We start from the raw sequence: 13,074 nt of genomic DNA on the forward strand, positions 1-13,074 counted from the left end.
AAGTGGACACCGGTTCGCGTGAAGAAAACGCGTCAAAACAAGAATCTAGAGCTTCGGTTCTGATTCAATCAGAACCGAAGCTCTAGCCGGGCGTCGTTCTTGCGCTCAGTCGGAATCCGACGCTGCCTCGTGTGCGCCGTGACAATGCTTGAAGCGCTTTCCTGAATTGCATGGGCAGGGATCGTTGCGGCGCAGGCCCGCAAACGCCGTCGGCGCCTTGGCTTCGTCGGGTATCCTCATGAGTGGAGCCGATGGCAGGTCCGAACCCGTGGCCGCCATTGCCGGGGGCCGTGCGTTTCGGCGATTCATCAGCCACCCCACGAACGATGCGGTCGCCACGAAACCGACCAGGATCATCGCGCCCATCTTGGTGTCGTTCGCCTCCTTGCGCTTCTGCTCCTCGGCCTCTCTCTCGTCTCGTAAACGCTTCTCTTCCCGATCCACAAACCACTTTGACGCGGCTTGAAGCGCCGTCGCCGGAACGGTCCAGCTCACCGACGTCTTTTCAGGCCGCGAGAGAAGGATCGCGCGCGACAGCAATGCCATTTGCGACGGCGAATTGCCTGCAGAGCTGACTCGGGTCCCCGTCACGCGTTTCGCGAGTCCGAGCGAAACTCCGCCGCAGACCGATGAGACCAGCGTCATACGACGGTTGCCCTTGGTTTCTTCGAGGGTTTCCCAACGCCCAAGGCCTGGAAGGGAATCCGGCAATTCGACGTGGTCGATCTGATGGGCGTCGATCAGCGGCGTGATATGATAAGTGAGAAGGTTCTGTTCCTTCAGGATATGTGCGATCGCGAAATGCCGGTAGATATTGTACATGTCGCGCCAGATCGGCTCGGCACGAATCGTCTCCTCCATGCGCGCGGTCCAGTCGCAGGCGAACTCCCTCGCGATAGGGTCCTCGTTCCCGTTCTTGGCGCCTGCATCCGTGTTGGCGTCGGCGTCGCTGAGGATCACCTGGGCCGACTGCAGGGATGCGATTTGGTAATCGTGCGCATATTCGAACTTGCCGGGCTCGAACCAGAACCGGCGCCGACTGCTCCAATCGCCCGTTGACGTGCCGGCCCGGAGCATCTGCCGCGACTGGTTGAGTCGCCGCGTGAACGTCCCGGGCAGGGGCGGATCGACAGGCAATTGCAGCGTGCCCTGCGAAACCTGCTTCATGCGATAGTCGGCTTCGACCAGCACCTTCGTCACGCGGGAATGCCTGGGAAGGGAATCGACGCGAACCATTTGCGGCTGCTGGGAGCACATGCGCAGATATTGTTGCTTGGCGGCCGCGTCGCGTCCGGCAATCTGGTCGAGGCCGGGCGTCTGGCTTCTGTCCGGGTCCAGCGAAATGCCTGGCTCGATATTCCCGTACTTCCTGTTGGCCGACCTGATCGCGACGATGAGATCGTCGAGGTAAAGATCCGGCTGGCCCCTCTCGGCAACGCCGCAGAGCAGGATAGTCGTCATCCTGGCAGACGGTATCGATCCGGGTCAGACCCGTAAGCCGCTTTGAGCCGCCTGATTTGGCTTGCTTCAACGCTTCGCGCAGCGAAACGGCGACTTCAGCCCGCATGTCTGTGGTCACCGTCGCGGGCGGAGCCTTGCACGCGCTGTCAGCCGCCAGCGCGGCCAGGGGCTGTTGCGCGAGGAGCGCGCTCGCTCCCGACGCCAGAAAGCCGCGCCGATTGACAAGCACTCTGTGCATCATGGAGGTCTATGTCCCCGCTTCGATAAGATTCTTCGGTTAAGTATCCGGCTTCTTCAAATTGAGAACCTTGCGCCTGAGATCGCTCAGGTCGCTTTCTTTCCCTGTCGGCGCCGCTCCGACGTGCACGCCCCCGACAGGCGCCGAGGCTGACGAATGGGTCGGGCCGCTGACGTTTGACGCGGACGGCTTGGCGCCAATTACGGGTGAGTTCGAGCCCGATCCGCCCGGCTCGCGGGAACCGCTGACGCCCGACTCTCTGGTTGGGCCCGGCTCTCCTCGAGGCAAGGCATTCGGCCTCCGGGCGGCGGGAGCCACGCGCCCGCCGCCGTCACCTGAAACGTCCGATTCCAACGGCGTGCGCTGGTTGCGCCAGCGCTGGAATTCCTGCAGCTCGCGAGCGGCGGCGGCCGCGCTGTTCAGGCGCATCGCCTGCTCCTGGGGACTTTCATAGTCCGGCCTGGTCGTGAGATTCTCTCTCAACGAGAGCTTGTTGATGCATACGCCGGAATCGTAGCCGTCTCGAGCGACGTGCTCCCCGCGGCTTTCGCACTCCATGCACTTGTTATACAGCCCCTGCAGTTCGACCGAGATGTAACTGCAATTCCAACTGGGTCCGAACTTCTTCTGCAAGGTCTCGGCCTGGGCCGAATAATTGCATGTGCCGAGCGCGGCAATTGCAGCGAGAATGAAGTGGCGCATGAACGTCGTTCAGCTGAATGATGTGATCGGAATCAGGAAGCGATGAAAATCTACAGCTTCGCAGCTTAATCCAGCGGCGCCGTACGGCAACCTCTTTCTCTCCCCTTGCCGCGAGCCGCCGTCCTGGCTATTTCGCCGCCGTCTTCAGCGCCCGCCGCAGCACCTCCCACGTCTGGGGATCGTTCATCTGCGCCACGTTGAAGCGCATGAAGTGCTGGGACGTCTGCGACACGCTAAACACGTTGCCCGGCGCCAGCACCACATTGTCCTCGAGCGCGGCGCGCGCGACCTGGGTGGCATCCTGTTCGCCTGGGAGGCGGCACCAGAGGAAGAATCCGCCGCGCGGCATCAGCCAGGGCTCGATGCCGAGCGCCCCAAGCTTTCGTGCGACGTCGCGGCGTGTCCGCGTGAGCTTCTGCCGGAGCTCGTCCATGTGCTTGCGATAACCGCCGCCGGCCAGCACCCTTGCGATGATTTCCGCCGCGACCGGGCTGGGGCCGCCAAAGCTGGTTGCGACCTGGAGGTCGACGAGATGCTCGATCCAGTCGGCGCGTGCGGCGACGTAGCCACAGCGTACCGAGGCCGACAGCGTCTTGGAGAAGCTGCCGATGCGGATCACGCGGGAAAGTCCGTCGAGCGCGGCAAGCCGCGGCGAGCGCTCCGGCTCGAAGTCGCCAAAGATGTCGTCCTCGATGATGGTGAGGTCGTGCGCGGCGGCCAGGGTCAGCAGCCGGTGCGCGGTTGCAAGCGACATCGTCGCGCCGGTCGGATTGTGCAGGGCCGAATTGGTGATGTAGAGCCTGGGACGCTCGCTGCCGAGGATCTGCTCGAAGCGCGCGAGGTCGGGGCCAGTCGGGGTATAGGGCACGCTGACGATCCTGGCCTGATGCGCCCGCAGCAGCGCACGGAAATTGAAGTAGCAGGGATCGTCGACCAGCACCGTCTCGCCGGGCCGGAGCAGGAAGCGGCAGACGAGGTCGGTGGCCTGCGTGCCCGAGCCCGTCAGCATGAGCTGATCGACGGACGCCTGGATCGAATCCTCACTGAGGCGCGCGAGCAGCAGCCGGCGCAGCGAAACTCCGCCGCGCGTGCTGCCATAGTCGGTCAACAAATCCGCGTCCGTCCGCGCCAGCGCACGGATGGCGCGGCGCAAGCCCGCCTCCGGCATCCAGCCCGCCGGCAGCCATCCGCAGCCAGGCTTTGGCACGGCGGCGTCGGCATCGAGCGATTGCCTGGAGACCCAGAACGGGTCGACCTCGCGGTCGCGCCGCGGCTCGGCTTCGGCAAGCGCAAGCGGCGGCATGATCGTCTGCGAGACATAGAAGCCCGAGCCGCGGCGGGCGCGGATCAGGCCTTCGGCGGCCAGGCGATCATAGGCCTCCACCACCGTGGAGGGCGAGACGTCCATCGCTGAGGCGAGACTGCGGATCGACGGCAGGCGGTCGCCGGCGCCGAGCGCGCGGCCGGCAACCTTGGCGCGGATCGCGCTCATCACCTCGACGGTCCGCGTGCCGCCGCGACCTCCGCTTTGCGCCTCGCCTGGCAAAGTGTACGCCCTTCCATACCCATACAGTTCTGCAGGATTGTACTGGATTGTCGCTGGTCTCGCCACCACGGAAGGCCGAGTGTCGCGGCTCGACAAGACATGGGACGGACATGCCATCTGCAAGCGGCGGCTGGGGCAACGGACTTCTCGGCGTCATCATCTTCAGCGGGTCCCTGCCGGCGACGCGCGTTGCGGTCGGCGGCTTTCCCGCGCTGTTTCTGACCTCGGCGCGCGCGGTCATCGCGGCACTGATCGGTCTCGCCGTGCTCGGCCTGCTCAGTCAGGCGCGGCCGCGGAGAGGCGACCTCGCCTCGCTCACCATCGTCGCCATCGGCGTCGTGGTCGGCTTCCCTCTGCTGACGGCGCTCGCGCTGCAACACATCACGTCCGCGCATTCGATCGTCTTCATCGGGCTCTTGCCATTGTCGACGGCGATCTTCGCCGTGCTGCGCGGCGGCGAGCGGCCGCAGCCGCCGTTCTGGCTGTTCGCTGTCCTCGGCAGCGCCACGGTGGCCGGCTTTGCTCTGTCCGGCGGCGGCTCGGCCTCGTTCACCGGCGATCTCCTGATGGTCGCCGCGATCGTGCTGTGCGGCCTCGGCTATGCCGAAGGCGCCGCATTGTCGCGCCGGCTCGGCGGCTGGCAGGTGATCTCCTGGGCGCTGCTGCTCGCGCTGCCGCTGATGGTGCCGCTCGCGTTTCTCACCTGGCCGGCCGATTGGAGCGGCATCGATGTGCCCGCCTGGATCGGGCTCGCTTACGTCTCGATCTTCAGCATGTTCGTCGGCTTCATCTTCTGGTACCGCGGGCTCGCGCTCGGCGGCATCGCGCGCGTCGGCCAATTGCAACAGCTGCAGCCGTTCTTCGGCCTCGCGCTCGCGAGCCTCCTGCTGCACGAGCCCGTCGCCTGGAGCATGATCGTCGCAACCGGCCTCGTGGTCGCCTGCGTGTTCTTCGCGCGGCGATTTGCGTGAGGCATTGGCCTCACGTTCACTCCATCACCGTCTTCGTCAGCGCGCTCCTCGCAAACTTCTTCAGCGGCATCGGCTTGCCGAACAGGAAGCCCTGCACCAGGTCGAAGCCGAGCTCGTTGGCAGCGACGAGGTCGGCGCGGCTCTCGACTCCCTGCGCCACCGAACGTGCGCCATAACCCTGCGCAAGCTCGACGATGTGACGGCACACCGTGCGTTTCAACCGGTCATTGCCGCTGCCGGCGACGAATTGCCGGTCGGCCTTCAGCTTGACGAAGGGTATCCTGTCGAGCTCCATCAGCGACGGCCAGTTGGCCCCGAGATTGTCGATCGACAGGCCGATATTGTGCAGGCCGATCTCGCGCGCGACCTCGGTCAGGAGATCGAGGTCGCGGATCGCCTCCTCGCTGTCGATCTCGACCGTCAGTCCAAAGGCCGGATGCGTCGGCACGCGGCGGCAGAGATCGCGCACCGCCCGCGGCTCCTTCAGATAGGACGAGGGCAGGTTGATCGACAGTTCGACTGGGCTTTGTTGCTCCAGAAGATAGTGCCAGTCCTGCATGGCGCGATCGATCACGAATTCCGAGAGGTCGCGGAAATGCGGATCATGCGGTTCGGGGATGAAATAGGCCGGGGGCACCACGCCCCAGGTCGGATGCCGCATCCGTACCAGCGCCTCGGCGCCGCTGCGGATCAGCGTGCGCGCGTCGATCTTGGGCTGGTACCAGAGCTCGAGCCAGCCGGCGTGCAGGGCCTCGCCGACATGCACGGCCGGGCTCGGCGCCGGCTCCTCCGGCAGCAGCATGGCGACGCGGTCGCGCAGCGTTTCCGCGGCAAAAGGCGTAGTGAGCGGCGGCAGCATGGCAAGGCCGTATTCCTCGCCGACCTGGCGCACGGCCCTGACGATGATCGACTCGCGGGCGCCGACGGCGAGAACCTTGCCGGCAAATGCCTCGCGCACCAATATCTCGAGAAATCGTCCGGGCTCGATGCCGTCGGCGGCGACGCCGAGCAGGATCAGGTCCGGCAATTCCGTTGCGAGCACGGCTTGCAGCTCATCTGCGCTGGCGCATTCGCTGGTGACGAATCCGAGGTCCTCGAGCACTTCGCGAAGGAAAGCGCGCAAGTGACGCTTGCTGTCGGCCACGCAGGCGCGCGGCGTCACTTTTCGTCGTCCGAAGGTCACAGGCCTTCGTCCGACGAGTTCGACCATCCCATCGTTCATCGTACACCACTCCCGTTCCGTGACGGTTTCTTAAACGCCGAGTGTGGGTTCAACTAAGGAGAGCTTCACGTCAGGCTTGAATTATTTGAGTAACGTTAAGCCCTGCAATTCGAGCTAATTTGTCGGCAGATTCTTCGCAAAGAATTCGCATACCCCAGCACCACGCGCGCAACGCCTGCCAACCCACGCGAAATGCGTCTCGCGATCCAAGTTGCGTTCTGTTCGCCGGCCGATGGAGGTGAGCAAATGAAGCTGTGTGCCCTTATGAGGCAACGGCGAGAGCAGCCGGGATTAATTTTCGGCGGCTTCTTGAGGAAGCACACGCGCTTGTGTGCGACGAAGGCGTCATCGCGACGGCGTCGTCCGCAGTGGGCGAGCGGCGGCGACGCTGGACGGATTCGCACTCGCGCGGTGCGCGCAAGTTTCGCCTTCGCTCGTGACGGTTCTGCGACAACGCGTCCGGGCCTGCCGCGGCGAATGTGAAGCGCATCACACGCGTCTTGCTGCAGCCGCGCTATTGCTCCGCACAGCCGGTGGTGGGCTGTCGAGGATTGCGACAATGACGACGCGGCGATTGATGTACTGGTGGTTCAGGGTGGTGATGTCGGGGCGATTTCTCGATCGCTTCCTGTGCCTGCCGCGCGCGCACTAAAGCATGATCCGGAAAAGTGCGCCGCGGTTTTCCGAGAAGATCATGCGCAGCCAACAACCTAAAGCGCGATTGTCATCGCGCTTTAGGCGCGCCGCGCGATATCAGGTCTGCCCGATCAATTTGCGAAACGCCGCCGCGCCGTCCTGCACCGCGTCGCGTCCCTTCCAGGCCAGATAAGTCAGCTTGCCGCCGATCGTGTCGTGGCTGCGCAGCCGGCGAGAGCCGAGAATGTGGCCGACATTGGACGGGAAGCGGCTTATCTCGGCAGAGACCAGCGCCGCGATCGCGTCCATCAATTGCTGCAGGCGGACGCCCCATTCGCAACTCTCGATGCCATCGATGCGCACCTTGAGCGCGTATTCGGTGTCGTAGATCTCGGCGAGCAGGTCGCGTGCGACCAGCACCCGGTTGTGCCGGAGCGCGACACGAAGCGCGAGCCGCTTGTCGTCGAGCCGGTCGAGCACCATGGGAACGACGCAGGCATAGGGCGTGGCGGCGACGTCAGCCGCGCTCTTGCTCGCGGCGGCCTTGGTGGCAAGACGCACCAATTGCCAGGACGTCGTCAGGCGCCTTGCCACCAGCGCCAGCGCGAAGGGCAGGGCTTCGGGATGAGCCTTCTTGAACGCGTCGAGTTGCGCGGTGATCTGAGCGACCTGGCCGTCGTCGAACTTCGCGATCTTCTCGGGCAGCTTTTCGTTGAACTTCGGCAGCGCGTTGCCGGCACGCAGCACCAGCTGCATCTTCTTGACGTCGTCGAAGGCGCTGCGCGAGGCCGTGTATTGCGCGAGCTTGCCGCGCGCGAACTCGGCGCTCTCCGCCGATGCCAGGGTGTTCTCGAGGACCTTGATGACCTTGGTCTGGAAGTTTGACGCGATCTTCAGGACTTCCTTCGGGTTGTTGGCGGCGACCTGGTCGTTGATCGCCTTGATGTAGTCGCGTGCCATGGTCGGCAGCAGGTCGCGGCAGATCCACTCCCAGATCGGAGTGAGGGTGTTGCGGGAGATCCGCCCCATGTTGGCGTGCTCGGGGGCGCCGTCGATCAGGAGCAGCTCGAGCGGCGCGAAGAAGTAACGCGAAGGGCTCGTGGCGCGCGCCTGGGTCGATCCGTCCTTGCGAAACTCGGCGCGCAAGCGCGACTGAATGTCGGCCGAACCGGGCATGTCGATGCCGCACAGCTCGAGCCGCTCCAGTTCGCTGAGCAGACAGCTGCGCGACAGCGGCGTCAGCCTCTGCAAGAATTCCGACAGCCGATCGATCTCGTTCATGGCACGCAATCTTTCGCAGCGTTTCCCGCGGGCGTGCGGGCCCAATGCGTGGAGGCATTTGCGCGCTCTCAACCTCCCTAAGAGAACCAAGTCGCCGTTAATTATTCCGTAAAAGCCGGGGGGCGACGTCGGGCGAAGGCGGCCGTCAAGGCGTTTTTGGCCCGTTAGCCCAAGACTTCAGCGAGAAACTCAACCCTTGCATGGTCATCCGCCGGCCGGCGCAAGCACAAATTGTGCCGGCGTCGCTATTTTAGCGCAAAACTGTCAAAATCACCGTAGTCTTACGGAGCAAAAAGTTAACCACAGAGCGCCCCGGGTTCCGCTAAATGAGTGACATGGGGTCACAGAATGATACGGCCGCCGATTCGCGGCCGTCGGAATGGTACGAAAGCAGCGCCGCTCCAACTGAAGAGCTCGATTTCGTCCGCCTGAGCGCCGCCCGGGCCAAGGCCGCCGACGAAATGGCCGCTGCCATCGCCCGTGAGCTCAACGGCCCCCTGACTGCGCTGCTGCTCTACATGGGCGAGATCAAGCATCACAGCGATCAGCTCGCGCCCGTGACCGGCGATCGTGCCTATCTGCAGCGGGTGATCGAGAACGCGCTGGCCCAAACCGAGCGCGTCTGCGGTCTGGTCAAGCAGCTTGCCGGTCCTCACAAGGCTGGCCTGCCGATCCCGGCCAGCGTCGAGGATACGGATGCGAAGGCCGCACGCGCACAGCAGGCCCAGCGCGTGCCGAGCGCCGAACTCGTCGGCCTGTCGGGGCAGAAGCGCCTGACCAAGCGCGAGCGCGAGGTGCTGAGGCTGATCAGCGAAGGTTACTCGAACAAGCAGGGCGCGCTTCGGATGCAGATCAGTCCGCGCACGTTCGAGAGCCATCGTGCCGAGGCGATGCGCAAGCTCGGTGCGCGCAACACCGCGGACCTCGTCCGTGCGGCGCTGCTGCATTCAATCGATTGAGGACTTGGCGCCGCTGCTGGCGGCGCGCGCTTGCCGAAAACCGATAGCGCTCAGAAATAATCTTCGGCGAAGGGACGCGCGCGCGAGGCGGGACGCAGCGGCTTGATCTCTTCCTTCGGCCCGTTCGGGATGATCGTGATGGTCCAGCGGGGCGGCATGGTCGATTCCTGCTCCAGCACCGAACGGACGAAGCCGGTCACCGTCGATTCTCCGGCCTTCACCGTCGCCATCCGGCCGTTGAACTGTGCGATGCGGAAGCGGCGAACCTCTTTCTGGTCCGCGGTCTCGTAGGTGAACATGGAAAACCCTCCTGGTTTCCCGCGACTATCACCACCTATGATTAGCCATCTCTAAAAATCCCAAGCCGTAGAAGTACGGCGGGTTTCGCGCGGCCCGGGCCGGTGCGCCTTGCGCGGCGGTCCTCCGAAAAACACTATGCCTGAAAGGGTATCCGAAGCGTGACGACGTTTCGTCTCAAATGCATCGCGTCTCAGGCCTGCGGTTCCTGCGCACGCGCGGCGGCATAAGCTGCATCCATGCGATCCAGGAGATCGCGGAATTCGACGTCGTCGAGCATCTCCGCGGCCTTCTCCAGCGTCAGCGCCAGCACCGCGAGCCTGACATAGCCGAACGTCCCGGCCGCGCTCTTCAGCGAATGCGCTTCGCGTGCGATCTTGCCGGCGTGCTGTGCGAGCGAGAGCGTGCGGAACAGCTCCAGGCGCGCACAGGTCTCGCTCCAGAACACGTCGCGCACTTCACTGGCGCCGTCCTCGCCGATCTCGCGCACCAGCGCTTCGTAGGCGCGCGGCTCACGTGCGGGTTCGGCATCGAGCGCCTTCTGCGCGGGCGCGACGGTGACGTCAAACATGGTCTTGCTGCCTTGATCGCGGGTCATCTGTCGCGCGGAACGTTCCGGCGCGAGGGCATGGTCCGTGTCTACGGCATTCGAATTTCAGTTCCGGTAGCAGGACATCCTGTGTTTGCGCGTCGGCCTTAGCCGGCGGTTTACCATGCGAGCGCGGCGGTCAGCGCGCGCCGAGCAGCCGGTCGTACTGGGCCTTCACGGTGGCGTAGCATTCGCACGCCGTCTGACGCAGGCCGTCGAGATTGAGGATCTGGATGTGTCCGCGGCTGTAGTGAATGAAATTTGCCTGTTGCAACGTATTGGCGACCAGCGAGACGCTGTTGCGTCGTGCCCCGATCATCTGCGCCATGGCCTCCTGGGTCAGCAGCAGCCGGCAGTCGCCCGACAGGTCATGAGTGTGCAACAGGCAGCGCGACAGCCGCGACTCCACCGGATGGGCGGCATTGCAGCCCGCGGTCTGCTGGAGCTGGGCGTAGACCGCCAGCCCATGGCGCGTCAGCGAGGTGCGCAGCGTGCTGCTCTGGTCGGCGGCGCTCCGGAGCCGGTCGAGATCTACCACCGATGCAAGGCCTGGAACCAGCACGATCGCCGTATTCAGCGCGCATGCATCGCCCATGGTCGAGAACGCCCCGAGCAGGCTGTCGCGGCCGATCATGGCGACCTGCACATGTTCGCCCTTGGCGAGTTTCACCACCAGCGAGATGACGCCGCGGTGGGGAAAATAGGCGCGCTTCAGCGTCTCGCCGGTCTCGACCAGCACGGCGTCGTGGGGCAGATCGACCGTTCGCAGGTGCGGGCGGATCAATTCATAATCGTCTGCCGGCAATGCGGACAGGAAACCGTTGGATGGGCGCACCATCGTTTCCAAAGCTGCCTCCCGTTTCCTGCGCGATCAAATCGCCATGTGCGAAATCCACGTCCGGCGCAGGTCAGGTTCCATCATGTTCATGTCGGGATATATTGGCAATTGGGACAAGATGTCCGCCCCGGCGACCGTTCCTGGAATACAGCATTCAAGCCGGCACACAGTCGAGGCCCTCGCACCGTCGTCACGGCGCCGTCCCCACCAGGCGGACATGGTAGGCTTTCACCGTGGCATAGCACTCGCAAGCCGTCGTCTGCAGCGCCCGCAGATCGAGGATTTCGATGTGGCCCCGGCTGTAGTGGATGATGCCGGCGCGCTGGAGCTCGTGCGCGACCAGCGAGATGGCGTTTCGCCGGACCCCGATCATCTGCGCCAGCGCCTCCTGAGTCAGCGGCAGGATTCCACTGTCGGACAGGTCGCTGGCGCGCAAGAGCCAGCGCGCGAGCCGCGCCTCCACAGGGTGGATCGTATTGCAGAGCAGCGACTGCTGCGCATGCGCCAGCAAGACCTGCTCATGGCGGATCATCAGCTTGCGAAACGGTGCGCTTGCGGCAGCGACGGCACGGAAAGCCGCAATCTCAAGCACGGAAGCAGCGCCGGGGAATAGCACGACCACGTCTGACGGCGCGATGCCGTCGGCCAGCGCCGCGCCGCCGCCTATGGCGCTGTCGCGGCCCAGCATCGCAACCTCGATCATCTGTCCTTCGGACAGGCCTACCGTGATCGAAACCGATCCGCCATGCGGGAAGTGGACATATCTCAGCGCCGCACCCGCCTCGCCCAAGACAGACTTGCTGACCATTTCGACCGTCGCGAGATGCGGACGCAGCAGATCGAAGTCCGCAGTATCGAGCAACTGCAGCAGTTGATTGGGCGGGCGGGCGCTCGCGTTCATGCAGGTCAATCCGGCGGGTTCGATGGGACGATCGGCGCGGGGCCCGGTTCGTCGTTCAGTTGCACGGCGAACAAATTCTATTGTAAAGGTTGTAGTGTCGTCCATATACCCGTTGGAGGGCAGACAGGCTGTCTCATTTGCGGCGGAAATAAGAACGGCGCGTTGATTCGCTTTTGAGCGGCGCCTGTCCTGCAAGGGCACGCAGGAAAAAGCGGTAAGGGGGCCTTCATGAGCCGGAAGCATTGCATCCGTGCTGCCATCGGACGCCGGTTGACCGGCGCCGCCTCGTCGATTGGGCGAGCGCTTACAGCTATCCAATATTGCTCTGAAACTTGGCGTCCGATGACCGCGGATCTCGCTTCCGCCGTCTCCGTTTTTCTCGTCCCGCCAATGACGTTTGTGACCATCCCTCTCTTGATTGAAAGCAAAGGAGAACGGCGTGTCCCACGGTTCGATGATTGAATCGCCGAAACGGGAAGCTCATACGGGGACCAAAAGCCTGCGCCACATTCTCGTCGTCGACGACGACCCGATGGTGTGCATGGCCATCGATGTCTATCTTCAGCGCAACAACTTTCGGGTGACGATTGCCGAGGGAGGTGAAGCCGGGCTGCGCGCCCTCGAGCATGGACAGTTCGATTTGATGATCATCGACATCTTCATGCCGCACATGCGCGGATTCGAATCGATTCGGATCTTCCACGAGCGGGCGCCTGTCGTTCCGCTGATCGCGATGTCCGGCTACGCTTTTGCCAACCTGAATTCGCCGGCACCCGATTTCCTGCGGATGGCGCTGGAGCTCGGTGCCGCGCGCTGCCTGCGCAAGCCGTTCACGCCGCACGCGCTGCTCGCCGCCATCAACGATTGCCTGGCGGAGCATCGTCCCGATGGCGACATGAGCCCGGCCGCACGATTGGGTTAGCGCGCCGCGCGCCGCCCTGGCGACGGGGTAACCGTTCGTTTACCGAATGCGCAGACCCTGAAGGTCGCAACGACAATGTGAAACGAGGGACGCGAGTGCGCCTCCGGTTGCGGACGGCTCGGTTCAATGTCCCGCATGCCGCGTCTATCGTGCTTCACGAGCGAGACTTTCCCACGCGTCGTCCCCGTTGTTATCGGCCCGTTCACCTTACGCCTCCCCGCTGCCGTCGCGCGGAGCCGGGCTTGCCGAAAAGCGCTGCTGCATGCCGTCAAACCGCAAACTTCTCTTCAATATCCGTATTAGCACGGAGGATGAAATTAACGGGACTGTGAAAGGGGTTGTCTAACGATCCAGGGGAGGGACTTCCGTCCGTGCCAAGGCTGGCTCAGGCGTCGAAGTCCAGGTTCAGGTCAGTAAGGCGTAGCTCATGGATGATCTGTTGCGGGAGTTTCTGACGGAGACCAGCGAGAGCCTGGACACCGTGGACAATCAATTGGTGAAGTTCGAGCAG

At 64.0% G+C, this 13,074-nt stretch carries 12 protein-coding genes; 3 read left to right on the top strand and 9 right to left on the bottom strand.

Annotation, left to right across the window (positions count from 1 at the left end):
- Nucleotides 1–105 precede the first annotated feature (105 nt).
- The 3 genes from UNPF46_RS22650 to UNPF46_RS22660 all read right to left on the bottom strand — a co-directional run bounded on the left by UNPF46_RS22650 (nt 106) and on the right by UNPF46_RS22660 (nt 3,893).
- Nucleotides 106–1,461 carry an SEC-C metal-binding domain-containing protein gene (locus UNPF46_RS22650; protein WP_210248347.1) on the bottom strand — a complete coding sequence of 452 codons (1,356 nt, stop codon included), beginning with the start codon at nt 1,459–1,461 and terminating at the stop codon, nt 106–108.
- 277 nt (nt 1,462–1,738) lie between these two features.
- Nucleotides 1,739–2,401: a hypothetical protein gene (locus UNPF46_RS22655; RefSeq protein WP_142251492.1), complete on the bottom strand. Its 663-nt coding sequence runs from the start codon at nt 2,399–2,401 to the stop codon at nt 1,739–1,741.
- Between the two features lie 127 nt (nt 2,402–2,528).
- Nucleotides 2,529–3,893 (bottom strand): aminotransferase-like domain-containing protein, encoded by a 1,365-nt coding sequence (locus UNPF46_RS22660; protein ID WP_349628176.1) that lies wholly within the window; start codon nt 3,891–3,893, stop codon nt 2,529–2,531.
- Between the two features lie 164 nt (nt 3,894–4,057).
- Here UNPF46_RS22660 and UNPF46_RS22665 point away from each other — a divergent pair, with 164 nt between their 5' ends.
- Nucleotides 4,058–4,918 (top strand): DMT family transporter, encoded by an 861-nt coding sequence (locus UNPF46_RS22665; RefSeq protein WP_142251494.1) that lies wholly within the window; start codon nt 4,058–4,060, stop codon nt 4,916–4,918.
- A gap of 16 nt (nt 4,919–4,934) precedes the next feature.
- On the opposite strand, the gene UNPF46_RS22670 is transcribed toward UNPF46_RS22665, so the two are convergent.
- Entirely contained in the window at nt 4,935–6,140 is a 1,206-nt protein-coding gene (locus tag UNPF46_RS22670; protein WP_100179389.1) for an EAL domain-containing response regulator, read from the bottom strand.
- Nucleotides 6,141–6,893: 753 nt separating this feature from the next.
- A complete protein-coding gene (locus tag UNPF46_RS22675) occupies nt 6,894–8,057 on the bottom strand; it encodes a hypothetical protein (RefSeq protein ID WP_100179390.1) in 1,164 nt (387 codons plus the stop codon).
- 335 nt (nt 8,058–8,392) lie between these two features.
- Here UNPF46_RS22675 and UNPF46_RS22680 point away from each other — a divergent pair, with 335 nt between their 5' ends.
- The gene (locus UNPF46_RS22680; protein ID WP_100179391.1) at nt 8,393–9,016 is read left to right on the top strand and encodes a helix-turn-helix domain-containing protein; all 624 of its coding nucleotides are present in this window, start codon (nt 8,393–8,395) and stop codon (nt 9,014–9,016) included.
- Nucleotides 9,017–9,066: 50 nt separating this feature from the next.
- On the opposite strand, the gene UNPF46_RS22685 is transcribed toward UNPF46_RS22680, so the two are convergent.
- The 4 genes from UNPF46_RS22685 to UNPF46_RS22700 all read right to left on the bottom strand — a co-directional run bounded on the left by UNPF46_RS22685 (nt 9,067) and on the right by UNPF46_RS22700 (nt 11,641).
- On the bottom strand, nt 9,067–9,315 hold the full coding sequence (locus UNPF46_RS22685) for a hypothetical protein (RefSeq protein ID WP_100179392.1): 249 nt from the start codon (nt 9,313–9,315) through the stop codon (nt 9,067–9,069).
- Nucleotides 9,316–9,506: 191 nt separating this feature from the next.
- A complete protein-coding gene (locus UNPF46_RS22690) occupies nt 9,507–9,911 on the bottom strand; it encodes an Hpt domain-containing protein (protein WP_100179393.1) in 405 nt (134 codons plus the stop codon).
- Nucleotides 9,912–10,041: 130 nt separating this feature from the next.
- Nucleotides 10,042–10,740 (bottom strand): Crp/Fnr family transcriptional regulator, encoded by a 699-nt coding sequence (locus UNPF46_RS22695; protein WP_181770064.1) that lies wholly within the window; start codon nt 10,738–10,740, stop codon nt 10,042–10,044.
- Nucleotides 10,741–10,930: 190 nt separating this feature from the next.
- Entirely contained in the window at nt 10,931–11,641 is a 711-nt protein-coding gene (locus tag UNPF46_RS22700; protein WP_100179395.1) for a Crp/Fnr family transcriptional regulator, read from the bottom strand.
- Between the two features lie 499 nt (nt 11,642–12,140).
- On the opposite strand from UNPF46_RS22700, the gene UNPF46_RS22705 reads away from it, so the two are divergent.
- Nucleotides 12,141–12,563 (top strand): response regulator, encoded by a 423-nt coding sequence (locus tag UNPF46_RS22705; RefSeq protein ID WP_174719346.1) that lies wholly within the window; start codon nt 12,141–12,143, stop codon nt 12,561–12,563.
- The last annotated feature ends 511 nt before the right edge of the window (nt 12,564–13,074 follow it).

The sequence above is a fragment of the Bradyrhizobium sp. UNPF46 genome, assembly GCF_006658625.1.
Taxonomy (GTDB): Bacteria; Pseudomonadota; Alphaproteobacteria; order Rhizobiales; family Xanthobacteraceae; genus Bradyrhizobium; species Bradyrhizobium nitroreducens.